Annotated in this window: 20 protein-coding genes and 1 tRNA gene; 6 read left to right on the top strand and 15 right to left on the bottom strand. The window is 59.4% G+C overall.

What is annotated here, in order from left to right:
* Positions 1 to 37 precede the first annotated feature (37 nt).
* Positions 38 to 718, top strand: coding sequence for a helix-turn-helix transcriptional regulator (locus CHB75_RS12895; RefSeq protein WP_089271100.1), 681 nt, complete (start codon positions 38 to 40; stop codon positions 716 to 718).
* A gap of 74 nt (positions 719 to 792) precedes the next feature.
* Here the strand turns inward: CHB75_RS12895 and CHB75_RS12890 are convergent, their stop codons facing one another.
* The 3 genes from CHB75_RS12890 to CHB75_RS12880 form a co-directional block, all read right to left on the bottom strand.
* Entirely contained in the window at positions 793 to 1956 is a 1164-nt protein-coding gene (locus CHB75_RS12890; protein ID WP_089271098.1) for an ABC transporter ATP-binding protein, read from the bottom strand.
* A 113-nt stretch (positions 1957 to 2069) separates the two neighbouring features.
* Positions 2070 to 2612: an RSP_2648 family PIN domain-containing protein gene (locus tag CHB75_RS12885; protein WP_089271096.1), complete on the bottom strand. Its 543-nt coding sequence runs from the start codon at positions 2610 to 2612 to the stop codon at positions 2070 to 2072.
* Complete coding sequence (locus CHB75_RS12880; protein ID WP_089271094.1) at positions 2609 to 3805, bottom strand: RSP_2647 family RNA methyltransferase; 1197 nt, start codon at positions 3803 to 3805, stop codon at positions 2609 to 2611. Before CHB75_RS12880 ends, CHB75_RS12885 begins: the two co-directional genes overlap by 4 nt.
* A gap of 277 nt (positions 3806 to 4082) precedes the next feature.
* Here CHB75_RS12880 and edd point away from each other — a divergent pair, with 277 nt between their 5' ends.
* Both edd and eda read left to right on the top strand, forming a co-directional pair.
* The gene (gene edd, locus CHB75_RS12875; protein WP_089271092.1) at positions 4083 to 5888 is read left to right on the top strand and encodes a phosphogluconate dehydratase; all 1806 of its coding nucleotides are present in this window, start codon (positions 4083 to 4085) and stop codon (positions 5886 to 5888) included.
* Between the two features lie 70 nt (positions 5889 to 5958).
* Positions 5959 to 6603, top strand: a complete 645-nt coding sequence (gene eda / locus CHB75_RS12870) for a bifunctional 4-hydroxy-2-oxoglutarate aldolase/2-dehydro-3-deoxy-phosphogluconate aldolase (RefSeq protein ID WP_089271090.1) — start codon at positions 5959 to 5961, stop codon at positions 6601 to 6603.
* A gap of 492 nt (positions 6604 to 7095) precedes the next feature.
* Here eda and CHB75_RS12865 read toward each other — a convergent pair whose 3' ends face one another.
* Positions 7096 to 8787: a methyl-accepting chemotaxis protein gene (locus tag CHB75_RS12865; protein ID WP_245840955.1), complete on the bottom strand. Its 1692-nt coding sequence runs from the start codon at positions 8785 to 8787 to the stop codon at positions 7096 to 7098.
* Positions 8788 to 8883: 96 nt separating this feature from the next.
* Positions 8884 to 9456: a hypothetical protein gene (locus CHB75_RS12860; RefSeq protein ID WP_089271086.1), complete on the bottom strand. Its 573-nt coding sequence runs from the start codon at positions 9454 to 9456 to the stop codon at positions 8884 to 8886.
* Between the two features lie 351 nt (positions 9457 to 9807).
* On the opposite strand from CHB75_RS12860, the gene CHB75_RS12855 reads away from it, so the two are divergent.
* From CHB75_RS12855 to typA, 3 genes are all read left to right on the top strand, one after another.
* On the top strand, positions 9808 to 11346 hold the full coding sequence (locus CHB75_RS12855; RefSeq protein ID WP_089271084.1) for a trimethylamine methyltransferase family protein: 1539 nt from the start codon (positions 9808 to 9810) through the stop codon (positions 11344 to 11346).
* A gap of 287 nt (positions 11347 to 11633) precedes the next feature.
* The gene (locus CHB75_RS12850; protein ID WP_089271082.1) at positions 11634 to 11963 is read left to right on the top strand and encodes a DMT family transporter; all 330 of its coding nucleotides are present in this window, start codon (positions 11634 to 11636) and stop codon (positions 11961 to 11963) included.
* Positions 11964 to 12027: 64 nt separating this feature from the next.
* Positions 12028 to 13845, top strand: a complete 1818-nt coding sequence (typA, locus tag CHB75_RS12845) for a translational GTPase TypA (protein ID WP_089271080.1) — start codon at positions 12028 to 12030, stop codon at positions 13843 to 13845.
* An 84-nt stretch (positions 13846 to 13929) separates the two neighbouring features.
* Here the strand turns inward: typA and CHB75_RS12840 are convergent, their stop codons facing one another.
* From CHB75_RS12840 to pdxH, 10 genes are all read right to left on the bottom strand, one after another.
* Positions 13930 to 14277, bottom strand: a complete 348-nt coding sequence (locus CHB75_RS12840; RefSeq protein ID WP_089271078.1) for a DMT family protein — start codon at positions 14275 to 14277, stop codon at positions 13930 to 13932.
* 10 nt (positions 14278 to 14287) lie between these two features.
* Entirely contained in the window at positions 14288 to 14575 is a 288-nt protein-coding gene (locus CHB75_RS12835) for a DUF1330 domain-containing protein (protein ID WP_089271076.1), read from the bottom strand.
* 3 nt (positions 14576 to 14578) lie between these two features.
* On the bottom strand, positions 14579 to 17239 hold the full coding sequence (gene alaS / locus CHB75_RS12830; protein ID WP_089271074.1) for an alanine--tRNA ligase: 2661 nt from the start codon (positions 17237 to 17239) through the stop codon (positions 14579 to 14581).
* Between the two features lie 307 nt (positions 17240 to 17546).
* On the bottom strand, positions 17547 to 18629 hold the full coding sequence (recA, locus tag CHB75_RS12825; RefSeq protein ID WP_089271073.1) for a recombinase RecA: 1083 nt from the start codon (positions 18627 to 18629) through the stop codon (positions 17547 to 17549).
* Between the two features lie 340 nt (positions 18630 to 18969).
* Complete coding sequence (locus tag CHB75_RS12820; protein ID WP_245840953.1) at positions 18970 to 21207, bottom strand: ATP-binding protein; 2238 nt, start codon at positions 21205 to 21207, stop codon at positions 18970 to 18972.
* A 218-nt stretch (positions 21208 to 21425) separates the two neighbouring features.
* Positions 21426 to 22577, bottom strand: a complete 1152-nt coding sequence (locus tag CHB75_RS12815) for an RsmB/NOP family class I SAM-dependent RNA methyltransferase (protein WP_089271069.1) — start codon at positions 22575 to 22577, stop codon at positions 21426 to 21428.
* 224 nt (positions 22578 to 22801) lie between these two features.
* Positions 22802 to 22878 (bottom strand) — tRNA-Pro (locus CHB75_RS12810).
* A 63-nt stretch (positions 22879 to 22941) separates the two neighbouring features.
* The gene (locus CHB75_RS12805; protein WP_089271068.1) at positions 22942 to 23436 is read right to left on the bottom strand and encodes a DUF192 domain-containing protein; all 495 of its coding nucleotides are present in this window, start codon (positions 23434 to 23436) and stop codon (positions 22942 to 22944) included.
* Complete coding sequence (locus CHB75_RS12800; protein WP_089271066.1) at positions 23406 to 23939, bottom strand: cold-shock protein; 534 nt, start codon at positions 23937 to 23939, stop codon at positions 23406 to 23408. The genes CHB75_RS12805 and CHB75_RS12800 overlap by 31 nt, the downstream gene beginning before the upstream one ends.
* A 112-nt stretch (positions 23940 to 24051) precedes the next feature.
* Entirely contained in the window at positions 24052 to 24657 is a 606-nt protein-coding gene (pdxH, locus tag CHB75_RS12795) for a pyridoxamine 5'-phosphate oxidase (RefSeq protein ID WP_089271064.1), read from the bottom strand.
* Positions 24658 to 25617: the final 960 nt, after the last annotated feature.

Here is a 25617-nt window from a genome sequence, read left to right as displayed (position 1 = left end):
ACCCGCCCCGAATCACCCGATGCGAAAGGTTCCCCAGATGAAACGCGCCGACCGGCTCTATGCCCTGATGATGCGGCTCAAGGATGGTGATCTTCACCGCGCCGAAGATCTTGCCCGCGCGCTCAACGTGTCGATCCGCACGATCTATCGTGATATGGACACGCTCGCGGCCTCTGGCGTGCCGGTCGAAGGTGCGCGCGGCATCGGCTACACCGCCCGCGCCGCCATCACCCTGCCGCCCCTGAACCTGACCGAGGTTGAGCTTGAGGCGCTGCACCTGGGCCTCGCCGCCGTCGGCGCGGGCACCCTGCCCGACCTTGCCGAAGCCGCCCGCACCCTGTCGTCCAAGATCGACGCCGTGCTGCCCCAGGATGCCGGCCCCGCCCCGGGCCGGTTCGGTTTCGCCACCTATCCCTTTGCCGAGGCCGCACAGGGGTTCCGCCACATGCCAGCCTTCCGCTCCGCCATCCGCACCCGGCAAAAGCTTAAGGTCACGCTGTCCGGCGCGTCAGAGGCACATACCGTGCGCCCGCTGCACATCGACTATTGGGGCCGCGTCTGGACCTGCGTCGTCTGGGATGAAACCACAGGTGATTTCGCCAGCTTCCGGATCGACCGCATCACCGCGCTCAGCACCGTGCCGGGACTGTTCGTGGACGAGCCGGGCAAACGCCTCTCGGACTACGCGCCCGACGACAGGAAACCCCGCGTGACCTGAAACCGCCCATACCGACAGCCATACGGTTTCCATACGAAAACCATACGCCTGCCATACCAGCGTTTTCGGCGTTTTCAGCGTTTTTTGGGGAAAATGAAACAGCGGTCCCGCCGCACGGTCAGCCACATCGCGGTGCCGACCTTGGGCAGGAACACGTTCGGCACGGTTGCCTTCAGCACCGCGCCATCGTGATCCATGCGGAATTCAACAAGGCTCTCGGACCCCATGAACCGCGCCCGTTCGACCAAACCGCGCGCGGGCGTGCCCTGCAACTCCGTCGGATTGGGTCCGCGCCCGCCACGATCAAAGTCGATACCCACATGCTGCGGGCGAAACACAATCTCGACCGCGCCGCCATCGGGCACACCGGGGGCAAGAAACTCACCAAAGGCCGTATCCACCAAAGCGCCCTGAACAGTGCCTTGCAATACATTGATATCACTGAAAAATGCCACGGCTTCTTTGTCGGCCGGCGACTTGTAGATGTTATACGGAGCGCCCCGCTGCACGATCCGCCCGTCGCGCATCAACGCGATCTCGTCGGCCATACGCATCGCCTCTTCCGGCTCGTGGGTGACCAGCAGAACGCTCGTGCCCTCTTCCTTCAGCAGCGCCAGCGTCTCATCCCGGATGCCGTCCCGCAGACGATCATCCAGCCCCGAAAACGGCTCGTCCATCAGCATCACCCGCGGGCGCGGCGCCAGCGCCCGCGCCAAGGCGACCCGCTGTTGTTCACCCCCGGATAGCGAATGAGGGTAGTCGCCAATGAAATGAAAAAGGCCAACGCGTTCAAGCAGTTCCGATACGCGCTTGTGCTTTTTCTCCTTCGGACCGCTTAACCCAAAGGCTACATTTTCGCCCACCGTCAGATGTGGAAACAAGGCGAAATCCTGAAACATCAACCCGATCGAACGCCGCTCGGGGGGCACTCGGAACACCGTGTCGCAGATCAGATTTCCGTCCACATAGATTTGACCAGAGTTCTGTATATCCACCCCGGCGATCATACGCAGCGTGGTGGATTTGCCACAGCCCGAGGGCCCCAGAAGGCAGGTCACATGCCCCGGCTGAATACTCAGCGAGACGTCATCAACAACGGCCTTGCCCTCGAACAGGCGCACCAGATTGCGAATTTCCAGTCTCGGTGGGGTGACTTCGGGGTGTGTGACGTGCACCTGTGCCTGTACCTTCGTATCGTATCCGATGAAAAATATCGGGTTTTGCGGGCGAATTACCATCACGCACCCTTTGCTGCAACCCTTCTGGGTGCAGGCTAATTTTTCGTTAACATCACAGGGCTGCCTTTTGTTAAATTGATCAGCAGCTTACGGCGCACGGATCAAGTAACACTTCAGGTTGCCACGGCTTTGGCCAGTCGCGGCAAACGTGCTTTCTTGAGAAGTGCGCGCATTTCCCAGGGTTTCCCCGACAAACGCCGCGCCTCTTCCAGAACGTTGGTGCAAACACGCGCCACCGCCTCGGGCTGTGCCTGCCAATGCCCCAGCAGAAAGGCATCCGGATCGGCACGGCTCACCCCCTCGTCGGCCAGAACATTGCGTGGAAAATCAGAGGCGTTCAACGTCAGGATCACATCCGCCGACCCGGCCACCGCCCCCGCGAGCACATGCACGTCATTCGGATCCGGCAACCAAAGCCGCGACTCCAGCGACGGCTTCCAAACCACCTCGGCCCCGGGCCACTCGGCGCGCAGAACCGCAATCTCACTGCGCGCCCGCTCTTCTCCGCCGGGGCCCAGTTTGCGCGCAGCCCGCGCCCATTCCTCAAGGATCCGCGCCGACCAGAGTGGCGTGAACGCCCCCGTCGCAGCCACGCCCAGCACCACGACGCGCATCACGGTCGGGTACAGGACGCAGGTGTCGATCAGAACCTTCACAGCCGGAAGAACAACGCCTTGAGATAACCGCTTTCGGCCAATTGCGGCATCAGCGGGTGATCCGGCCCGGCAAAACCGGTGTGCACCAGCTGCGCACGCCGCCCGGCCCGCCCGATCCCACGCAGGCAAGCGCCTGTAAACACGGTCAGATCCGCCGCATGGCTGCACGAACACAGCACCAGATAGCCGCCCTCCTGCACCAGTCCCGCTGACAGACGCGCCACACGTTCATAGGCCCGCAGACCCTTTTCCAGCGCAGGTTTGGACGGCGCAAAGGCAGGTGGGTCACAGATGACCAGATCGAACAGCGCATCTTCCTGCGCCAACCCCATCATCGCATCAAAGGCATCGCCCTGCCGGGTCGTAAACTTCTCGGAAGCGCCCATCCGGGCCGCGGCGTCGGTTGCCAGGGCAAGCGCCGGCGCAGAACCATCCACCGCAAGCGCGGATTCTGCGCCACCGGCAAGAGCAGCAAGCGCAAAGCCACCAACATGCGAAAACACATCCAGAACCCGCGCGTCTTTGGCAAGACGGGCCGCAAAGGCATGGTTGGGCCGCTGATCATAGAACAGGCCGGTCTTTTGTCCGCCGGTTACATCGGCAAGATACACAGCGCCGTTCATCTCGACCGCCAGCGGTGCCTCTGGTGCCGTTCCAACCAGAACCGCATCCAGATCGTCGAGGCCTTCGAGCGTGCGCCCCCGCCCGCCAGAGTTCTTAAGCACGGTCGTGACACCCGTCACCTCGACCAGTGCCGCAACCATCGCATCGAGGTAAACATCAGCCCAGGCCGCATTCGGCTGCACCACCGCGACATCACCGAAACGGTCAATGATCACGCCCGGCAGGCCATCCGCCTCGGCATGGATCAGCCGGTAGAACGGCTTGTCGAACAGACGCTCGCGCAGGGCCAGCGCAAAGCTGATCCGCGCCGCGAACCACGCCTGATCGGGCGCCTCTGTTCCGGTCGGGTCGAGCATCCGGCACATGATCTTGGATGTCGGATTGACCGCGACAAGACCCATCGGAGTACGCTCAGCGTCCTCCAGCAAGGCGACACTGCCCGGCGGCAGCGCACCGGTGCGGCGGTCAACGACCATTTCATTGGCAAAAACCCAAGGGAAGCCGCGCCGAACAGCGCGGGCATTGGCCTTGGGTTTCAGGCGGACGGTGGGGAGAAGGGGCTCTGTCATTCCGCTCTCTTAGACGGTCCCGCGCGTACTGGAAAGCGTCCAGATGCGCTATCGGGTCACTCTGCCCCGGATTCCGCCCAACCGGGTAACCCTGTTGCCCGACGCCCTTGTTACCCACGGAAGAATTGCGCAGAGTACCCATGCACATCGCACACCCAGCCACCCGGGGCCAAGACACGCGGGTAAACAGCATCCCGGCAGAGAGCAATCTTTACTGTTAGCGCTAACTAAGCTACAGTCGCCTCAGTTAGCCATTTTTTGGGACAAGGACGGATCCATGACCCTGAACGCCACAATCGCCAATGTCACCAGCCGTATCGAAGAACGTAGCGCGCCCCTGCGCGAACGCTACCTCGACCGGATGCGCCGCGCCGCCGAAGACGGCCCGCGCCGCGCGCACCTCACCTGCGGCAACCAGGCCCATGCCTATGCGGCGATGGGGAACGACAAGGCCTCGCTCGCCGATAGCAAGGCACCGAACATCGGCATCGTCACGGCGTATAACGACATGCTTTCGGCGCACCAGCCGTTTGAGACCTATCCCGACATCATCCGCGCCGCCGCCCGCGCTCAGGGCGGGACGGCACAGGTTGCGGGGGGCGTTCCGGCTATGTGTGACGGCGTCACCCAAGGCCAGGTTGGCATGGAACTGTCGCTGTTTTCACGGGACGTGATCGCGCTCGCAGCCGGGATCGCCCTGTCACACAACGTCTTTGACTCGGCAATCTATCTTGGCGTCTGCGATAAGATCGTTCCAGGCCTCGTGATGGGAGCCGCCACCTTTGGATACATCCCCGGCATATTCCTGCCTGCCGGTCCGATGACCAGCGGCCTGCCCAATGATGAAAAATCCAAGGTTCGCCAGCAATTCGCTAATGGCGAGGTCGGCCGCGACGCTCTGATGAAAGCCGAGATGGAGAGCTATCACGGCCCGGGCACCTGCACCTTCTACGGTACCGCCAATTCCAATCAGATGCTGATGGAGTTCATGGGGCTGCACCTGCCGGGTGCTTCTTTCGTCAACCCGAACACGCCGCTGCGCGAGGCGCTGACCATCGCGGGCACCGAACGGGCGCTTGAAATCACGGCACTTGGCAACGACTACCGCCCTGTCTGCGATATTCTCGATGCCAAAGCCTTTGTGAACGGCATGGTCGGCCTGATGGCCACCGGTGGGTCGACGAACCTTGTGCTGCACCTGCCCGCAATGGCCCGCGCCGCCGGTATCGCGTTGGAACTGCAGGACTTTGACGAAATTTCAAACGTGGTGCCGCTGATGGCCAAGGTCTATCCCAACGGGCTGGCAGACGTGAACCATTTCCATGCTGCGGGTGGCCTGTCCTACATGATCGGCCAATTGCTGACCGCAGGCCTTCTGCACGAAGACGTCAAGACCGTGGCCGGTGACGGGTTGTCACTTTACACTCAGGAACCCAAGTTGGCCGAAGGACATGTGACCTACGCCCCCGGTGCGGGCACCTCGCTTAACGACAGGATTCTGCGCCCCGCTTCCGATCCGTTCCAGAAAACCGGCGGGTTGCAGCAGCTTGAGGGCAACCTCGGCCATGGCATGATGAAGATTTCCGCAGTCGATCCTTCACGCCACGTGATCGAGGCAAAGGCGCGCGTTTTCGAGGACCAGGAAGACGTCAAGACCGCCTTCAAGGCGGGTGAGTTCACCGAAGACACTATTGTCGTCGTCCGCTTCCAGGGTCCCAGCGCCAACGGCATGCCCGAACTTCACAGCCTGACCCCGACTCTGGCGGTGCTACAAGACCGGGGGCTCAAGGTGGCTCTGGTCACCGACGGGCGCATGTCGGGTGCGTCGGGCAAGGTGCCTTCGGCCATCCACGTCTCGCCCGAGGCGGCCAATGGCGGCCCGCTGGCGCGGGTGCGCAACGGCGACATGATCCGTCTGGACGCGGTCAGCGGTACGATAGATTGTCTTGCCCCGGATTTCGACAGTCGCGTACCCGTTACCGCAGATCTGAGTGACAATGGCCATGGCGTGGGCCGGGAACTCTTTGACGTCTTCCGCAGGAATGTCGGCCTAGCCTCAAACGGCGCGGCTGTGGTGGTCTAGAGCGCCCCCAGAATTCTTCTCTTCGGAAATACACAGAAAACTGACTTCACCAAATTTGAAAAGGGCCGCCATGCTCACACCCCAAGACGCCAGCAAATTGTCCGAGGCTCTCTGCCGTCTCGCCCCAGTCATCCCGGTCCTCGTCATTGACGATGCCTCCAGCGCCCGTGCTTTAGCCGAGGCTCTGGTGGCCGGTGGTCTGCCCGCACTCGAAGTTACGCTGCGCACCCCGGCGGCGCTCGACGCGATCCGCGAGATGGCCAAAGTCGAAGGCGGCACAGTTGGCGCGGGCACCCTGCTGACCCCCGCCGACGTGAAGGCCGCCGTTGCGGCCGGCGCAAAGTTTGGCGTATCGCCGGGGGCAACGGACACCATTCTGTCGGCCTGTGAAAACGCAGATTTGCCAATCCTGCCGGGCGCGGCCACCGCCTCGGAAGTCATGCGGCTTCTGGAGCGTGGCTACACCGTGCAGAAGTTTTTTCCGGCAGAAGCGAACGGCGGCGCCCCGGCGCTCAAAGCCATCGGCGCGCCGATCCCGCAGGTTCGTTTCTGCCCCACGGGCGGCGTCTCGCTGAAAAACGCCGATGACTATCTCAGCCTCTCCAATACGCTCTGCGTAGGAGGCAGCTGGGTCGCCCCAAAGGATCTCGTGGCAAAGGGTGACTGGAAAGCCATTGAAGAGCTCGCCCGCGAAGCCGCCGCCTTGCCCCGGTAATATCGCCTAGCGGAGATCAAAGCAAAAGGCCCCTCACAAATGGGGGGCCTTTTCGTATCCAGCGCATTGTGACGTGAAACGGATTGCGCCTGGATAACATCTTCTGACGCGGCCACGCTATCTGTCTTTAGCGAGTACAAATCCCAAATTGCAATCGCTTTGGCCCGGTTTACACCCGGACCATCTGCAACCGGACGATGACCCAAATTCTAAGAACCCGCTTCCGCGCTTGGTTTTTGGCCACTCAACATCGAGCCGTCGCCCAAGAAAGCCGTGAACAAATCCACCCTTACGAGCGACATGAAATTTCGACCTTCTTCAGTCCTGCCTCGGGGTCTCTTCCACGGCACCTGCCATCAGTTTGGCTTAGAGCCCATTTGCCCGCAGAACACGAAGCTCAATTAACTCTCTTATTCCAAAGGGCTGACGTGTCTTGGAATGTGTTCGTGGCGGTCGAAAAAAGTCCGCATCAAACACAGAGCGGCATTCAGGCTATGCCGCCCGGGAAGAGGGCGCCGCAGGTGCCGCTACTGCAGCGGAAGACACTATAGCCCCCCCGCCAGAAAGCTGGAACTTGGCCACCAGTTGGATCAATCGCTGAGAGTCTGAACTAAGGGCCATGGCCGCCGATGAAGATTCTTCGACCATCGCCGCATTCTGCTGCGTCACCTGATCAAGGCTGGTAACGCCAATGTTGATTTCATTGATACCCTGGGACTGTTCCGAGGCACCATGCGCGATATCGCTGACCAGCCCAGAGATATACTGTACCCGGTCCACAACTTCGAGCATGGCCGCGCCTGCCTGATCCACCAATTGCGCACCAGTTTTCACCTGCAAGCTGGATCCGCTGATCAGCGACTTGATCTGTTGTGCCGCATCAGAGCTTCTCTGTGCTAACGCCCGGACTTCGGAAGCGACCACAGCAAAACCTTTACCGGCTGTACCTGCGCGCGCAGCCTCGACCCCTGCGTTCAGGGCAAGCAGATTGGTCTGAAAGGCGATATCGTCGATCACGCCGATAATTTCGCCGATCTGTTCAGATGACTTTTCGATTTCGGTCATAGCCGCCACGGCATTCTTCATGATGCCGGCATTCTGTTCGGTCATCGCATTGGCGGATTTAACCGTTTCGTCCACCTGCCGCGCGCCGTCGGCCGCCGATTTCACACTGGTTACGAGCTCATCGAGAGCCGCAGCGGTCTGTTCCAAAGTTGCAGCCTGAGTTTCGGTACGGTGCGATAGACTTTCTGACGCTTGACTGATTTCATCGGCACCGCTGCGGATGCTGTCTGCATTAGTCTTGACCTCGGTAATTGCCATGCGCAGACTGTCGATCGCGCTGTTATAGTTTGCACGCAGTGCTTCGTACTCGTCGGGAAAACGCTCTGAAATTGTGTGTGTCAACACGCCATCAGCGAGTGCAACGAGACCTTCACTCAGGAAACGAACCACGTTCGACTGTTCCTGAAGGTTGGCTTGCCGGATTTCTTCGGCCCCCCGGGCCAGACGTAACACGTCGGTCAGTTCGGCTAATTCCCGTGCGATAGCGCCAAATTCATCGCCACGCTGTGCCAGATCAATCTTCACATCGTAATTACCCTGGGCAACCTGAGAGATTGTCTCTTTCAACATCGCAACCGGGCGTCCGATAACATGTCGCAGCAGAAAGATCGTGACCGCCAGCATCACGACAAAGACGACAGCACCATAGATAAGCGCGCTCATCTTTTCGTCCTTCAACGCGTCCACTGCCGCCTTCGGCGTCCAGATCATGGCAAACGCGCCAAGGGCAGGCTGGCCCTCTCCCCGAACTAGGGGCATGGCAATCACAAATTCGTCGGCAGATGTTTTCAACACCCCCTCGGTGGTTGCGGCCTTGGCCAGAGCGACAGCCTCTTTATAGCGATCACTTTTGAGATCGCCGGTTTCGTTCATGATGGTGCCATCCGCCGACATCACAATCGCAGCAATGCCGCTAGAACCAGCTTCCTCCAGCGCATTGTGGCTGGAGGATTCAATCTTTTCACCGGCATTGAAGCGCACAGCATCAAACAACTGCACCGCCCTTGCTTCGACCGTCTTGAGCGCCGTACGCTGAACAGCCGAACTTGCGGTGATTGTGCTGATCTCGAATGCCTTGTTGATCAGGACAAATGACACTGACAGGGTCGTCAGAACCATAACGGCGGTACATTTAACAAAGACCGAGGCGGTCGCAGCCCGCAGGCGGTCTCGGAGACTATCCAAACTCATTGCCATTATCCTTTAATGGTGCATTTACATGACGGCGTCGGGGTTGACCCCGACCGTGATCGCACCGATCAATTCCCCGCTCGCAGGATCGGTCAGGCTGAACGAAATCTGCGCCTGATATTGCTGGCTGGATTCGTCGTATTCGACATCACTGAAGTGGACTGCGCCGACACCCGCACCATAGCTCTCCTGGAACTTGGCCTCGTCACCCTGCCAGTAATCTGATGTCAGACCCGAAGATGCCACGTTCAGGCCCTGTGCATCCATCACAAAGATCTCGAAAATAACGCCGCTGGATGCCGCCAGTTGGGTGCGCAGGAAATCCGAGGCTGGCGAGTCGGTGACAGCGGAAATCAACGGTTTATCTGCGGCGTCGATTTGCGCCGCCCATTCCGCATCCAGTTCAAGAACCCTTGCGTCATCGTATCCTTGTGTCATCGCATTGTGCGCGATGATCGCGTCGATCAGTACCGGGTCCTGCGCCCAAGGCATTACCTGAGCATCGACAAAGCCCTGCATGGCAGTCCCGTAATCGACGGCCAACGCCATCTGCGCCGAGCCAAGCAAAAGTGCCGTTCCAATAAGTGCATGTTTCATATCTGTCCCTCCGGGTAAGAAATGCGCGCCGAATACAAACGTTGATCCGGCATGGCGGGACCATAGCTGTGCAATCCCTCACAGGCGGTTAACCCGGACCAAGTCTTGACCACTGATGAAACCCGCGTTCGGACAAGAAGATACAAAAACGACCTGTCGTCGGAGACGGCAAAGAATTCGCACCGATTCGGAGCAGTATAGCGCGGAACCAGCAAGGATTCGGCACGATGGTACGAGCGAGATGCGCTCTGATCCTCAGAACAATCGGTGCACGGCGTGGCCGCGCAGCGCGCGGGCGTCCGTAAATAGCCGCCCCACAAACGCGCCCCTCCCCTTGTGAAAGTTCCCGATATGACAGCTCCTAGTTCCCGGCGTTCCGGTGGCCGTGCCGCACGGTTCAGCGCCCGCACATCCCCCTTGGCCGACCACCTACGCCCCGTGCGCGCAGGTATGGCTGGCGGCCAGTACAACCCGCTAAGCGAAACCGCCGTGAACCGCATCCATCAGGCCGCCCTTGCCGCCCTGTCGGAAATCGGGCTTGCCAATGCACCCGCATCGGGCATTGCCGCCATGACCGCCGTCGGCGCCATCATGGGGACCGATGGCCGCATCCGCTTTCCGGCCGCGCTGATAGAAGACACCATTGCCCGCGCCAATCGCTCCGTCACGCTCTGTGGGCGCGATCCGCGTCATGATCTGGAGCTAAGCGGATCCCGCGTCCACTACGGTACGGCTGGCGCAGCAGTGCATATGGTCGATGTGCACACGCGTGAATACCGCGAAAGCACAGTGCAGGACCTGCACGATGCTGCCCGGATCGCCGACCAGCTCGACAATATCCATTTCGTTCAGCGCCCCATGGTCTGCCGCGACATCCCCGACAATCGCGAAATGGATCTGAACACCGTCTATGCCTGCTGCGCCGGAACGACCAAACATGTGGGCACTTCGTTTACCGAGGCTGCCTTTGCCCGTGACGCAATTGAAATGCTCCATGTCATGGCTGGCGGCGAAGATGCCTGGCGGGCCCGCCCATTTGTCAGCAATTCGAACTGTTTCGTTGTGCCGCCGATGAAGTTCGCCACGGAAAGCTGTGAGGTGATGGAAACCTGCATCCGTGGCGGCATGCCGATCCTGTTGCTCTCGGCTGGTCAGGCCGGTGCGACGGCCCCGGCTTCGATCGCGGGAGCCATCGTGCAGGCGGTCGCCGAATGCCTCGCCGGGCTCGTCTATGTCAACGCCATCGCGCCCGGGCACCCGGCGATCTTTGGCACCTGGCCATTCGTGTCGGACCTGCGCACCGGCGCAATGTCGGGCGGATCGGGGGAACAGGCCCTGCTGACGGCGGGCTGCGCCCAGATGCACCGGTTCTACGCCTTGCCAGGGGGGGCCGCTGCCGGCATCGCCGATTCCAAGCTGCCCGACATGCAGGCGGGTTGGGAACAGATGTGTTCCAATGTCATGGCCGGACTGTCCGGGCTCAACATGGTGTACGAGGCGGCGGGCATGCACGCGTCACTACTGGGATTCTGCCACGAGTCGCTGATTCTGGGCGATGATCTGATTGGTCAGGCTCTGCGCTGCCTAAAGGGGATCGAGGTTTCAGAGGATAGCGTCAGCCTCGACGTCATCCGCGCGACCTGCCTCGACGGGCCGGGACATTACCTTGGCTCGGATCAGACTCTGGCGCTGATGCAGACAGATTATGTTTATCCGACACTGGGAGACCGGACATCGCCCAAGGAGTGGATCGAGCGCGACCGTCCTGATCTGCTGACGCGAGCCACAGAGATGAAAGAGCGTATCCTGTCCAGCCGCAGCGCTGCCCGTTTTGACGCGCTCACCGATGCCGAGATTCGCAAACGGTTCGCAATACACTTGCCCCAGTGAAGCGGAGCGCATCGCAAAGCCGCTGAACTAGAACTACAGGCCCTGTTGACCAGCCTCGCGCAACCGCGGGGCCCTGAGGCTGGCAAAACCATGAAAAAATCTAAACGGAAGCATGTCGGAATCGCACTGCACCAAGAGCCTAGACGCTGGCGGAAAAGGTTGCTTTTGCGTAGTTGGTAAAGACAAGAGGCATGGATCCGAACCCGGCTTCTTCTCATTCCAAATACCCTCGCCCTAGGCGACCTGTGCCCACGACACGCGGTGGCAGCCAAATTGAAGGACCATCCATGCCCTACCTGATCCTCGCCATCGCCATCCTCGCCGAAACCATCGCCACGACCGCACTTCAGGCCAGCCAGCAGTTCACCCGGCCCCTGCCATCGCTGATCGTCGTTCTGGGTTACGGCATCGCGATCTATCTGCTCTCGGTCTCGCTCAGAACGTTTCCGGTCGGTATCGCCTATGCACTCTGGTCCGGGCTCGGGATCGTGTTCATTGCCGTGATCGGCTTTGTCGCTTTCGGGCAGAAACTCGATCTGCCTGCCGTCCTGGGAATGGGCTTGATCATCGCCGGGATTGCCACCATAAACGTCTTTTCAAGCACTGCGACGCATTAGGGCTGGCCTTTTGGCGCCCTGACCGGTAGGCCGCGCGCAACACATCCCAAAAGGCAGACCCGACATGGACCTTCGCAACGTTGCGATCATCGCTCACGTGGACCACGGCAAAACAACGCTGGTGGACGAGCTTCTGAAACAATCCGGCACCTACCGCGAGAACCAGGCCACGACAGAACGGGCCATGGATTCCAACGACCTGGAACGCGAACGCGGTATCACCATTCTGGCCAAGGCCACTTCGGTTGAATGGAAAGGCCACCGCATCAACATCGTCGACACGCCCGGCCACGCCGATTTCGGTGGCGAGGTAGAGCGGATTCTGTCGATGGTCGACGGTGTCGTCCTGCTGGTCGATGCCGCCGAAGGCCCGATGCCGCAGACCAAATTCGTGACGTCCAAGGCGCTTGCCCTTGGCCTGCGCCCCATCGTGGTGCTGAACAAGGTCGACAAGCCTGACGCCGAGCCCGACCGCGCGCTCGACGAATGCTTTGACCTTTTCGCCAACCTCGGCGCAGACGAAGATCAGCTCGATTTCCCGCACCTTTACGCCTCGGGCCGCTCTGGCTGGGCTGATGCTGAACTGGACGGGCCGCGCAAAAACCTAGATGCGCTGTTCCAGCTGATCCTGAACCATGTGCCCGCCCCCAAGCAGCTCAAGCGCCGGGATGAAGATTTCCGCATGCTGGCGACGACCCTCGGCAACGACGCCTTTGTGGGCCGTATCCTGACGGGCCGCGTCGAATCCGGCCACATCAAGGTCGGCGCCACCGTGCAGGCGCTGTCGCGCATTGGCCAGAAGATCGAACAGTTCCGTGTGACGAAGATCACCGCCTTCCGCGGCCTCGGCCAGCAGGACATCGAAGAAGCCGAAGCCGGCGACATCGTCAGTCTGGCGGGCATGACCAAGGCCACCGTGGCCGACACCATCTGTGCCCTTGCCGTCGACGAACCGCTTGAAGCACAGCCGATCGATCCGCCTACCATCACGGTCACCTTCGGCATCAACGACAGCCCCCTTGCCGGTCGCGAAGGCAAGAAGGTTCAGTCGCGCGTGATCCGCGAACGCCTGATGAAAGAAGCCGAATCCAACGTCGCCATCAAGATCGCGGACACACCCGGCGGCGAAGCGTTTGAGGTTTCGGGACGTGGCGAACTCCAGATGGGCGTTCTGATCGAAAACATGCGCCGCGAAGGGTTCGAACTGTCGATCTCGCGCCCTCAGGTCATCACCCGTGAAGGCGAGAACGGCGTTGAAGAACCCATCGAAGAAGTCACCATCGACGTGGATGACGACTATTCCGGTGCCGTGATCGAAAAGATCACAGGCGCGCGCAAGGGTGAGCTGGTCGAGATGAAGCCGGCAGGCGCGGGCAAGACCCGTATCATCGCCCATGTACCTGCGCGTGGCCTGATCGGCTATCATGGCGAATTCCTGACCGACACGCGCGGCACCGGCGTCATGAACCGCGTTTTCCACAGCTGGGCCAAGCACAAGGGTCCGATCCCGGGCCGTCGTGCCGGTGTGCTGATCTCGATGGAAAACGGCACCGCCGTCTCCTACGCGCTCTGGAAGCTTGAGGATCGCGGCAAGTTCTTCATCGGTGCACAGACACCGGTCTATACCGGCATGATCATCGGTGAACATGCCCGCGAAAACGACCTTGAAGTGAACCCGCTCAAGGGCAAGCAGCTGACCAACGTTCGCGCCTCCGGTACGGACGAAGCTGTGCGCCTCACCACGCCGGTCACTTTGTCGCTGGAACAGGCCATCGCCTATATCAACAACGACGAGTTGGTCGAGGTTACGCCCACATCGGTGCGTCTGCGCAAGCGGTACCTTGACCCGCATGAGCGCAAGCGGATGTCGAAAACGCTCTGATACCTAAACGCTCGGGCCCGTGCAGCAACATCTGCACGGGCCCGAAAAGCATCTACCCCCTGACGATCAGCAGCGCGCGAAACGTCAGAATGGCCCGCGAAAGACGAAGAACGCCCCAAGTGCGATGAAGCCAAAGCCCAACGCATGGTTGAGCGTCAGCGCCTCGCGCAGACAAATCACAGAAAAAACCGCAAAGACGATCAGCGTGATGACCTCCTGAAAGGTCTTCAGCTCTGCCGCCGTATAGACGCGGTGCCCGATCCGGTTGGCCGGCACAGCCAGGCAGTATTCGATCAGCGCAATCCCCCAGCTCATGAAGATCACAACGTAGAGCGGCTGACCGGGGAATTTCAGATGTCCGTACCACGCGATCGTCATGAAAACGTTCGATGCCGCCAGCAGAACCAGCGGCATCCAGTGCGCCATCGTCATGGGTGCGCCTCTACTCGGTGATATCGACGATAATCAGATCACGTTCGGACGCACCACGGGCAAAGTCCAGCGCTGCCTGATACTCGGGCGAATTATAGCATTCCTCGGCCGCTTCGACACTGGGGAACCGTGCGACGACGTGGCGGGCGCGCTCCTTGCCCTCAAGCGTCACGTATTTCCCGCCGCGGGCGACAAAGCTGCCACCGTGCTTGGCGATCGCGGGACCGGCGAGCTTGGCGTATTTGCCATAGGCGTCGGCGTCGGTCACATGTACATGAGCAATCCAGAGTGCTGGCATCGTCTATCCTCCAATAACCTTGGCCGCGGCGGCAATCGCACCTACGGCATTTTCCGCGCTCGCACCACCGCCCTGCGCCATGTCCGGGCGGCCGCCGCCACCTTTTCCGCCCAGTTCGGCCACCGCCGCCTTGACCAGATCGACCGCAGACAGCGTTCCTTTGAGGTCATCCGTGACCCCGGCCGCTACCGCCGCCTTGCCGCCCGTATCCGCGATCAGCAGTACCGCGCCCGAGCCAATGCGCGACTTGTGTTCATCGATCAAAGGCGGCAGCTCCTTGCCGGATACGCCGCTCAGGACCTGAGCAACAAAGTTTACGCCGTTGATGCTTTGCACCTCAGCCTCATTGCCATGCCCGGCACCACCGGCCATCGCCAGATCGCGGCGAAGCTGGGCGATCTCGTTCTCAAGCCGCCGCTTGTCTGCCACCAGCGTTCCGACCCGCGCGATCACATCGCCGGGCTGAGTGCGGAATTCCTGCGCCAGATCGTTCACGATCCGACTGTTTTCCCGCAGATAGGCAAATGCAGCCTCTCCCGTCAGCGCCTCGATCCGCCGCACGCCGGCGCTGGATGCAGAATCCGCCAGCGTCACAAAGACGCCGATATCGCCTGTCTGGCGCACATGAGTGCCGCCGCAAAGTTCCAGCGAATAGGTTTGACCGTCAGTCCCCTTGCCCGACCCAAGCTGCGTACCCATAGACACGACACGCACCTCGTCGCCGTATTTCTCCCCAAACAGAGCCTGCGCACCGATCTTGCGGGCATCATCCGGTGTCATGATCCGTGTATCCACTGCGGCATTCTGGCGGATGAAGGCATTCACCTCCTCCTCGACCCGCACCAGTTCGGCCGGGGTCAGCGCCTTGCCGTGGCTGAAATCAAACCGCAGCCGATCCGGCGCATTGAGCGACCCGCGTTGCGCAACATGATCGCCCAAGGCACGCCGAAGCGCCTCGTGCAGCAGGTGGGTCGCAGAATGGTTCGCGCGGATTGATGTACGCCGCGCATGGTCCACCGTCAGAACGGCTGCCTGACCCGGCTTGATCTCGCCCTCGGTGATCTCGGCAAAATGGATGAAGACCCCTGCCACCTTCTTGGTGTCGGTCACCTTGGCCAGACCGCCTTCGGTCTGGATGATACCCTGATCCCCGACCTGACCGCCGCTTTCACCATAGAACGGCGTCTGGTTCAGCACGATCTGAACTGCATCGCCCCGCTTCGCAGTCAGAGCCTCGACTCCGTCCTTTACCAGCGCATAGATCTGACCCTCGGCGGTTTCGGTGTCATAGCCCAGGAAATCGGTCGCCCCATGCTTGTCCGCCAGATCGAGCCAGATCGCCGCATCCGCAGACTCGCCCGAACCGGACCAGGCGGCGCGCGCTTTGGCCTTCTGCTCGGCCATGGCGGCGTCAAAACCTTCGGTCTCGACCGTGCGGCCCCGTTCGCGCAGGGCATCCTGGGTCAGATCCAGCGGGAATCCATAGGTGTCATAAAGCTTGAAGGCCGAGGCGCCGGGAAGTGCGGCGTCTTCGCTCAGGCCCGCGAGTTCGTCATCCAGCAGCTTCAACCCGCGGTCCAGCGTCTGCTTGAACCGCGTCTCTTCGAGCCGCAGTGTCTCCTGAATCAACGCCTGTGCCTGGCCGAGTTCCGGATAGGCTGCGCCCATCTGGCGTACCAACGCCGGGACCAGTTTGTGCATCACCGGATCCTGCGAGCCCAACATATGCGCATGTCGCATCGCTCGGCGCATGATCCGACGCAGCACATAGCCACGCCCGTCATTGGCCGGCATCACCCCGTCCGCGATCAGGAAGGAGGTTGAGCGCAGATGGTCCGCAATCACCCGGTGGTGCGTCTTGCCCGGCCCATCCGGATCGGTAGATGTTGCATCGGCCGATGCCTCGATCAAAGAACGCATAAGGTCCGTGGCGTAGTTGTCGTTGGTACCCTGAAGCAGCGCCGCAACCCGCTCGATCCCCATGCCAGTGTCGATGGACTGTGCGGCCAATGACTTGCGCGATCCATCCTCGAACTGCTCGTACTGCATGAAGACGAGGTTCCAGATCTCGACAAACCGGTCGCCATCTTCGTCAGGGCTGCCCGGAGGTCCACCCCAAATGTGATCGCCGTGGTCATAGAAAATCTCGGTACACGGCCCGCAGGGACCCGTCGGGCCCATCATCCAGAAGTTGTCGTTGGTGGCGATGCGGATGATCCGGTCTTCGGGCACACCGACCTTTTTCCAGATCTCCACGGCCTCGTCATCGGTGTGATAGACCGTGACCAGCAGGCGGTTCTTGTCGATACCGAGTTCCTTGGTGATCAAATTCCAGGCAAACGGGATCGCTTCGGCTTTAAAGTAGTCGCCAAAGCTGAAATTTCCCATCATTTCAAAGAACGTATGGTGCCGAGCGGTGTAGCCGACATTGTCCAGATCGTTGTGCTTGCCGCCCGCACGCACACATTTCTGCGCCGACGTAGCGCGCGTATAATCACGATGCTCCACCCCGGTGAACAGGTTCTTGAACTGCACCATGCCTGAGTTTGCAAACATAAGCGTGGGATCGTTGCGCGGAACCAGAGGGCTCGACGGAACGACCCTGTGTCCCTGTTTCTCGAAATAGCTCAGAAAGGTCGAGCGGATGTCGTTCAGGCTGGGCATCTGGTTAGGTCTCTTCCGGGTCATAATGGCGGGTTTCGGGAAGGTGTATCGTCGTGCCCGCCGCCTGTCCATAAGCCGATAGCCCTGATGTTGCGGTGCAACTGCGCTAACGGCCATCTCACAGACGGCAAAGACCTACAGGCGGAAGTATGTAGCACACCCTCTGCGCTCGGGGTCTGTCGTCGCAACACCCCCAAAACCAGCACGAAAAAAGGGCACCCTACCGGGCACCCAATTTTACATTCGTTCAGCTAGGATACAACGTCCATGGAAGGCACGATTATCTATGTCCCGTTAAATTCGAGACTCAGCTCTCCACGAGGTCATCGCCACCCTTGCCGTCAGCATCCTCGGACATGTGAAAATCAAGCCCATGTGCCGCGCGGATCTTATCTTCGATCTCGTTGGCAATACGGCTGTTTTCCTTGAGGAACACCTTGGCATTCTCGCGTCCCTGACCGATCCGCTCATCGCCATAGGAATACCAGGCACCGGACTTGTCCACGACACCAGCCTTCACGCCCAGATCGAGCAGTTCGCCCGTCTTGGAGATACCTTCGCCATACATGATGTCGAATTCGACCTGCTTGAACGGCGGTGCCACCTTGTTCTTGACCACCTTCACACGGGTCGCATTGCCCACGACTTCGTCACGGTCCTTGATCGCGCCGATCCGGCGGATATCGAGACGAACGGAGCTGTAAAACTTGAGCGCATTGCCACCCGTCGTCGTTTCGGGCGAGCCGAACATGACGCCAATCTTCATGCGAATCTGGTTGATAAAGATCACCATGCAGTTCGAGCGGCTAATCGAACCAGTCAGCTTGCGCATCGCCTGGCTCATCAGACGGGCATGCACGCCGACAGAAGAATCCCCCATGTCGCCCTCAAGCTCGGATTTCGGCGTCAGTGCCGCAACCGAGTCGACAACAACCAGACTGACCGCGCCAGAGCGCACCAGCGTGTCGACAATCTCAAGCCCCTGCTCGCCCGTATCGGGCTGGGAAATCAGAAGCTCATCCAGATTTACACCCAGCTTGCGCGCATAAAGCGGATCCATCGCATGTTCGGCATCGACAAAGGCGCAAACTCCGCCTTTTTTCTGCTCTTCCGCCACGCAATGCAGCGTCAGTGTCGTCTTGCCCGACGATTCGGGTCCGTATATTTCGATAATCCGCCCCTTTGGCAGCCCCCCGATGCCAAGAGCGATATCCAGCCCCAGCGATCCGGTAGAGGTCGATTCAATGTCCTTGATGACATTGTCGCCGCCCAGCTTCATGATCGAACCCTTGCCGAACTGGCGCTCGATCTGCGCCAGAGCGCTCTCGAGCGCCTTCTGCTTGTCCGCGGTTTTCTTGTTATCCATTGTCAAAAGATCTGCCGTTGCCATGAGTTACCTGTCCTTATCCCACACCCGCTTCCGGGCAACAATCGCTGCTTTCGTTCACCTCTTGTTCCCACCTATATGAGATCAAAAAGGGAACATATCAAGGCAATTTTTCTGCATTCACTCTTGCGTCAATTTCTTAAAGAGGTGTTTACGGCAGCCGGGATTTCGACGACCAGCCGTAATCTATTTAGCGGAACTTCGGCAGCTTCTTATTCCACTAGAAAGAATCGGCACCACCGTCCGTGATGCCTGGGTACAAATCTGCCGATAACTCGTAACGCCGCTTGATCGTTAATGAACATGTTCCCGGTCGGTCCCGTTCCGAACTGGAAAAGGCCGCTCAGACCAGCTGTTGATAGACTGTTTCAGTCAGCTCGTTCAGAGAAAAGGGTTTCGGCAGGAAGACAGAATTAGGGACACGGTTCTTGTCTTCGCCAAAGACCTCTTCGGCATAGCCGGAGACGAAGACGACTTTTACTTCGGGACGCGCCTCGAGCGCCAGCTTGACCCAGGTGGGACCGTCCATGCCCGGCATCACAACATCCGTGACAAAAACATCTACTACCAAGCTGTCATCGTCCAGCAAGCGCAGGGCGTCCTCGGCGGATTCCGCTTCGATCACGGTGTAGCCGCGCAGCCGCAGCGCGCGCGATGCAAAGGCACGCACCGGCGCCTCGTCCTCGACCAGAAGAACCACGCCATTGCCCTGACGGGCCTTTAGCTTAGGGGCTTTGGCGGTGGGGCTGTCAGCCGCGCCGGGCAAAATTTCGTGGCTCGGAAATAGTAGTGTGAAGCAGCTCCCGGAACCAAGGATACTATCCACAAAGATAAATCCGCCGGTCTGCTTCACAATTCCATAGACCGTTGACAGGCCAAGGCCAGTCCCCTCGCCTGTCCGTTTTGTCGTGAAGAACGGTTCGAATACCTTCTGCAGCTTGTCCCTCGGGATACCCACTCCGGCATCTGTCACCTTGACCGAGACGTAGGAACCCGGCGCTACAACGGCGCGGTCCCGGGTCATGGGCTCTTTCAGAAAAACCCGTTCGGTCTCGATCACGATGGTGCCGCCTTGCGGCAGGGCGTCGCGCGCGTTGACCACGAGGTTCATCATAACCTGTTCCAGCTGGCGCTTGTCGCCGCGGATCGGGGGCAGCACGGGATCATGACGCAGGGTTAACGAAACTTTTTCACCCACAAGTCGATTAAGAAGATGCGTGAGGTCAGACAGCGCATCGCGCAAGTCCAGTACTTCGGGGCGCAGTGTCTGCTTGCGCGAAAATGCCAGAAGCTGACCCACAAGCGCCGCAGCGCGGTTGGCGTTCTGGTTGATCTGCACAAGGTCACTATACTCTGGATCGCCCTGATCGTGCCGCAACAGCAGCAGATCGCAATGCCCGGAGATCGCGGTCAAAAGGTTGTTAAAATCATGCGCGATACCCCCGGCCAACTGACCGATCGCCTGCATTTTCTGGCTTTGGACAAACTGTGCTTCGAGAGTCTTGAGCTCGGTCGCATCATTCAATACTGCCACAAGAACAGGGCGACCGTTTTCCATCACTCGATTCAGCGTCACCTGAACGAACACCTCGCGATCCGAGCGTGTAAGCCGCAGGAACTCTGACCGGTTGAGGCTGCGCCCTGCGGCGGCATCGCCAAGCCAATCCTTGATCGATCGACCCAACCCCTCCATGAAATCGGACAGGACGCGCTGGTCGGTCCTATCCGTATCGAGCAGCTTGCGCGCCTCGCGGTTCGATCTCGCAATGACGCCGTCGGGGCTGAGCTTGAGAAGCGGTACCGGCAGGGTGTCAAAGTCGGTATCGGGATCCGCGGTTGCGACTGTGTCTGGCAACGGCAACAGCACCAGCTCTTCCCGCCCGGACCCGGCTTCCACATGACTGATCAGAAAGGATCTGGGGCCAGCCTGCGTCAATACTTCGTTAGGGACTCCGGGCCGCAGCGGCAAATCCGGCATCACCTCTTCCAACTGCGTGCAGCGCTTGCCGATCAGTTCGCACGCCGCGTCATTCATCGACAGAATCGTACCATTGCGACCCAGCGTGAAAATGGACACCCCCGGGCCATAGCCACGCGCGCTGGCCGTGGTTTCGTCAAAGAATTCGATCTGCCACAGGATACAACGCTCCTGCATGGCTCGCGCACTTATCCGGATGTGGCCCCCGCGTACCGGAATATCCTCGGTCGCCACGACCTTCTCTGATGTGCTGTTTTGCAAGCGGTAAAGGACACCGGCCGGATTTGCAAAGACCGGACGCAGCAGTGACGCGATAGCCTGGCCTATTTCAGGGTTGTAGCGGCTGCGCGCCGATGCATTGGAATAAAGGATGTCTCCATCGTAATCCGTAATCAAGCAGGCCACACTGTCACGTTCGATGAAATTGGAAATCACCCGGAACATTCTCTGGCGCGACCAACGCGACCATAGCGTAATGACCCAGCTAAACGCCCCGATCACAGCAAATGCCGCACCCGCCGCCATCAAACCGAGTTGAATCGCCAGTACCGGCGCAACCGCCGAAGCGACGAAACTTGCTCCACCCAACGCAAATATGAACATCACCCGCCAGTTCACACTGCGCGTTCGTGGTCCTGTGCCTTGGCTTTCTAGAACGGCGTCAAACACCATGCATAGACCTCTCCCAACTCAACTACAGCAGTTCAGCCCGGACAGATTAACACCGATAAAGGTTAACCCATGCTTAAGCCTAATTACCGTGCGTTACTCACGCTATGGTAGAGCATAGTATCAAAATGACTATAGATAAAAGGCTTTCGTCAGAGCCGGGTCAGGCAGCAGACAAAAAAACCATCGCCCCCGTCAGCCGGAAGGAACTGTCGAGTCTCGCCCAGTTCCCAACCTGCGTTTTCCGCCATGAACAGCTTAATTTGATCACCGTTCTCGGATTTCAGCACCGAACAGGTCACATAGGCCAGACAGCCGCCCGGACGGACCAGGTGCGATGCCTTGCGAAGGATCTGGGCCTGAACCCCCTGCACCGCCTCGAGTTTATGCGGTGTCAGCGTCCACTTTCCCTCGGGCGAGCGACGCCAGGCACCACTGCCAGAACAGGGGACATCGCACAGTACGAGATCATAAAGACCCTCGCACCGCTCGACTATCTCAACAGCAGCCCCCGCCCGCGCAGCGCGAACTGGCAGGTCGCGCAACCGCCCGGGATTGGCATCGAACGCTTCGACCGATCCATCAAGACGCGCAGCCATGGCCAGGGTCTTGCCGCCGCCACCGGCGCAATAATCCAGCACGCGCTGACCATTGCGAAGCGGCAAAAGATCGACGACTGCTTGGCTGGCGGCATCCTGCAGCTCGACCCAGCCGTCCTGATACGCCTCTGATTGGGCCACACGGCGGGCGTTGGTCACCACAACCAAGGCCTGAGGCGACAACGGATGCGGGGCTACGGAAATATCTTCTTCTGAAAGAGAATCAATAGCTTGCTGCACAGAGCAGCGGAGCGAGTTGACCCTCAGGAATACAGATGCACGGCTTTTCAGTGCACGGGCAACAGCTTCGGAATCGGCCCCCAGATCGGCTGCAAAACGCTCGGCCAGCCAATCGGGCAAATCCAGCGTCTCGACGCCTTCGGGTGGTCTGCCGCTGTTCTGTTCGTCGACCGACAGCGGCAGCGGGCCATAGCCCTCTCCGGAAAACAGCGGCTCAGGCGGCACATCGTTCAGCCTTAAAAGGCCCAGCATGCTCTGCCGCCCGGTGCCCCCGCCCCCCAGCGCAGCAACACTACGCCGTTGGCGCATCACTTCATAGACATGGTCGCGCACCGCTGCACGGTCCTTTGAACCGGCAAAACGGGCACCGCGTGCCCAGTTCGTAAGCGCCTGCTCGGCGGCCATATCCGGACCGATACGGTCCAGAACCTCGATTGCCGCCTGCACTCGCGCCGCCGGGGTCATTCCGACACCCTTTGCAGGATCGTGGAAATCGACGGAAGGTCTGGATTTTTAGAATGAACTGCAGGCGAATACAGACTGATAGGTCCTTTGAAGCAGAACGTATTCAGGATGGATATGATCATGTTTCCCCCAATGCATCAAAAGAGCGTCTTGCCGTATTCGTGCAAGTATAGCTCTGTACCGGTCCCAGAAAAGACCGCGATCAACTGGCGCTGGCAAGAAAATGGTCGGGGCGATAGGATTCGAACCTACGACCTACGGTACCCAAAACCGTCGCGCTACCAGGCTGCGCTACGCCCCGAACATGTGGCTCGTTTAGCGACCGGAGCGGCAATTGAAAAGCCCGTAATTCGAAATTTTTGACTTACTGCGCAGGACAGGCCCAGGCAGCCGAGTCTTGCGCGATGGCAGGGTGCTGAAAGACGCTGCCGGGCACGATGCCCATAGATTTTGCAAGGCCGCCGTTGATTTCCAGAACATACTGGATCCCCTGACCACCGGGAATCGGAGTGAGATCACCGGGAACGGCATCTGGGTGAACTGTCTGAACAACCCCGCGATGATCGGCAAAGATGATATCCAGCGGAATGAGAGTATTTTTCATCCAGAAATTGGTGTCCTGAGGGCGCGGGTATACAAAAAGCATGCCCGTCCCCATGGCCATCTTCTCGACAAACATCAGACCGCGGGAGCGCTCCTTGTCATCATCAGCGACCTTTACGCCGAACCGGGCTGACCCCCAATCCCCGCGCAACCAAAGGGCGTCTTCGCGGCAATTCGACTCTGCATGGGCTGCCCCAGTCCACAGAAAAATTGCCCCGATGGCACTTATGGCAGATCTTTTAATGCGGCTTCCCATGCAGATACCTCTGTGGCCATCGCCCCACGTTTGCCTGGGATCACACGGATCGCCAGCGCCTCGCCGGGCTCAAGATCGGAAAGTCCGGACCGGCGCAGCACCTCGACATGCACAAACACGTCTTCTGAACGGCCGAACACATTTGCAAAGCCGAAGCCCTTTGCCTTGTCGAACCACTTCACCCGTGCGGGCTCAAGCAGCGCAGCACGAATGATTTCCGGATCAATATCTTCGAAATCCGCAAGCGGCAGCTCCGGCATGCCCTCGGGCGGTTCGATGCGAAAAATTTCGACCGCCTGAACGCCGCGTTCAGTCGCCTGTATGTCTATCTCTACCAAGGCCTGGTCAGCGACCGATCCCTGTCCGAAATTGCGCAGCACATTTGCGTGAAGAAGGATATCTGGGCCACCCGCATCAGAAATTACAAAGCCGAAGCCTTTGACCGGATCGAACCACTTAACCTTTCCCAGAACGCGCTGCGTTCCTGTCTCATTCTGTTTCAACGTGCTTCCACATGTATAATCCCCGTGCACGTCTTTGCGACATTTAAGGGCACAATTGCAAGGAATTTTCCTAATGACGTCTGATATCCGCACAGTTCACGTTACGTGAACGTCACGGGCTTAGTCTATTGACTTTCCAAGTGTCAGCGGGGCTTTGCCGACGCCAAACGAAACGGTCATGCAATCTAAAATCACCGTCCGCCCAGAATTCTATTTCAAGCGGCACAATACGAAAACCTCCCCAGTATGGTGGCCTGTCGGGGTTTGTACCCTTTTGGGCCGTAATCATCGCAACTTCGGCGATCAACGCCCCGCGGCTAGAAAGAGGCCGCGACTGCCGTGATGCCCAGGCTCCCAGCCTGCTTTTTAGTGACCGGCTTTTGTAATACGCGTCTGCCTGAGGGCCATCTTCGCGACTTACCAAACCACGCACACGGATCTGACGGCGTAGTGACTTCCAGTGCAATACAAAGGCAGCCTTACCCGTAGAGTTGATCTCCTGTCCCTTGGCACTCTCGTAATTGGTGTAAAACACAAAGGCGTTCGCCTCAATATCTTTCAACAGCACCATACGTACATTTGGGAGCCCATCTGCATCGACCGAAGCGAGCGCGATGGCGTTGGGATCATTTAGCTCGCTTTTTTCCGCCTCGGCCAACCAGGTTTGGGTAATGGAGAATGGATCACTGCCTGCAAAAATTCCCGTCCGGTCGCTCACCTTTTGGTCTCCTGAGTACGGACTGGAATCGCCGCGCTGTCGGGTGCGGTAGAAATCAACGAAACCGGCGCCTTCGATTCCGGCCCATCGACGGGGTATACTGCCGGGCGCTGACTGAGCGTTGTCACGGGTGCAGGCTGCACCGCATACATCCCAACACTAAGGACACCACCTGCCAGAACGCTTGCGGCCGCAAGGTTCCAAAGCCATGCACGATTGTACAACGGCGCATCTTGATAGCAATCTCCGCAACGCGTTGCCCCCAGCCTCAAATGGTGATTGCAGAATTTGCAGTAAAACAGGCGCCTTGCAGACCTCCGGCTGTCCTTGGGGATCATGACAGATAGCCAACTTCAAGCGCGGCACCATCAAGCCCAACGCCGCCGGTAGAACACTGAAAGCACTTGTGATTTGGGTGATTTATCATCTCTATTTCCAATCTGCCTCGGAACAAAATATGGCCGAAGTCGTGTAGGTGACTGGGGCTTTGTAAGTAACGGAACTTATTAAATGACCCTGGTCGTCCTTGGTTGACGCAACCTAACTCTACGTGAAGAAGTGTCAACCTAGTTTACACTGCTATATACATATTGTATTCCACCGCACACACTCGAAAACCCCGCCCTTAAAGTCTGATGTTTCGACGATCGGTCGTGGATCCCGCCCCGCAATCATTGAGAATATCTGGCGGTCAAAAAAATTCGGCTCAGGTCCGGACATGGCCTTTAACTTGAGCTACCAACATCCGCGTACCGCGAGGTGCCCCCATCTGCCCCGCGTTACCCCCTGCGGGATCAAATGGATCTTCGAAAGAATTCATGACGCTGCCACATGCAGAACCAGACCAGCAGGAACCAGGGCTATTCCCATCAAACATGTCCGCTGCAACGTTCGGCCAACTGGGAATGCGGCTTGATGGAGCCTCGCCTATCGCCTATTGGACGTGCAACAAGTCGGTTG

This window comes from Puniceibacterium sediminis (assembly GCF_900188035.1).
GTDB lineage: Bacteria > Pseudomonadota > Alphaproteobacteria > Rhodobacterales > Rhodobacteraceae > Puniceibacterium > Puniceibacterium sediminis.
Note: the sequence above shows the minus strand (reverse complement) of the source record. Positions and strands in the feature narration are given on the sequence as shown.

Coding starts and splice junctions, on each gene's coding strand:
- CHB75_RS12895 (WP_089271100.1), top strand. CDS start 38: ATGAAACGCGCCGACCGGCTCTATGCCCTGATGATGCGGCTCAAGGAT.
- CHB75_RS12890 (WP_089271098.1), bottom strand. CDS start 1,956: ATGGTAATTCGCCCGCAAAACCCGATATTTTTCATCGGATACGATACG.
- CHB75_RS12880 (WP_089271094.1), bottom strand. CDS start 3,805: ATGACAGAGCCCCTTCTCCCCACCGTCCGCCTGAAACCCAAGGCCAAT.
- edd (WP_089271092.1), top strand. CDS start 4,083: ATGACCCTGAACGCCACAATCGCCAATGTCACCAGCCGTATCGAAGAA.
- eda (WP_089271090.1), top strand. CDS start 5,959: ATGCTCACACCCCAAGACGCCAGCAAATTGTCCGAGGCTCTCTGCCGT.
- CHB75_RS12865 (WP_245840955.1), bottom strand. CDS start 8,787: ATGGTTCTGACGACCCTGTCAGTGTCATTTGTCCTGATCAACAAGGCA.
- CHB75_RS12860 (WP_089271086.1), bottom strand. CDS start 9,456: ATGAAACATGCACTTATTGGAACGGCACTTTTGCTTGGCTCGGCGCAG.
- CHB75_RS12855 (WP_089271084.1), top strand. CDS start 9,808: ATGACAGCTCCTAGTTCCCGGCGTTCCGGTGGCCGTGCCGCACGGTTC.
- CHB75_RS12850 (WP_089271082.1), top strand. CDS start 11,634: ATGCCCTACCTGATCCTCGCCATCGCCATCCTCGCCGAAACCATCGCC.
- typA (WP_089271080.1), top strand. CDS start 12,028: ATGGACCTTCGCAACGTTGCGATCATCGCTCACGTGGACCACGGCAAA.
- CHB75_RS12840 (WP_089271078.1), bottom strand. CDS start 14,277: ATGACGATGGCGCACTGGATGCCGCTGGTTCTGCTGGCGGCATCGAAC.
- CHB75_RS12835 (WP_089271076.1), bottom strand. CDS start 14,575: ATGCCAGCACTCTGGATTGCTCATGTACATGTGACCGACGCCGACGCC.
- alaS (WP_089271074.1), bottom strand. CDS start 17,239: ATGCCCAGCCTGAACGACATCCGCTCGACCTTTCTGAGCTATTTCGAG.
- recA (WP_089271073.1), bottom strand. CDS start 18,629: ATGGCAACGGCAGATCTTTTGACAATGGATAACAAGAAAACCGCGGAC.
- CHB75_RS12820 (WP_245840953.1), bottom strand. CDS start 21,207: ATGTTCATATTTGCGTTGGGTGGAGCAAGTTTCGTCGCTTCGGCGGTT.
- CHB75_RS12815 (WP_089271069.1), bottom strand. CDS start 22,577: ATGACCCCGGCGGCGCGAGTGCAGGCGGCAATCGAGGTTCTGGACCGT.
- CHB75_RS12805 (WP_089271068.1), bottom strand. CDS start 23,436: ATGGGAAGCCGCATTAAAAGATCTGCCATAAGTGCCATCGGGGCAATT.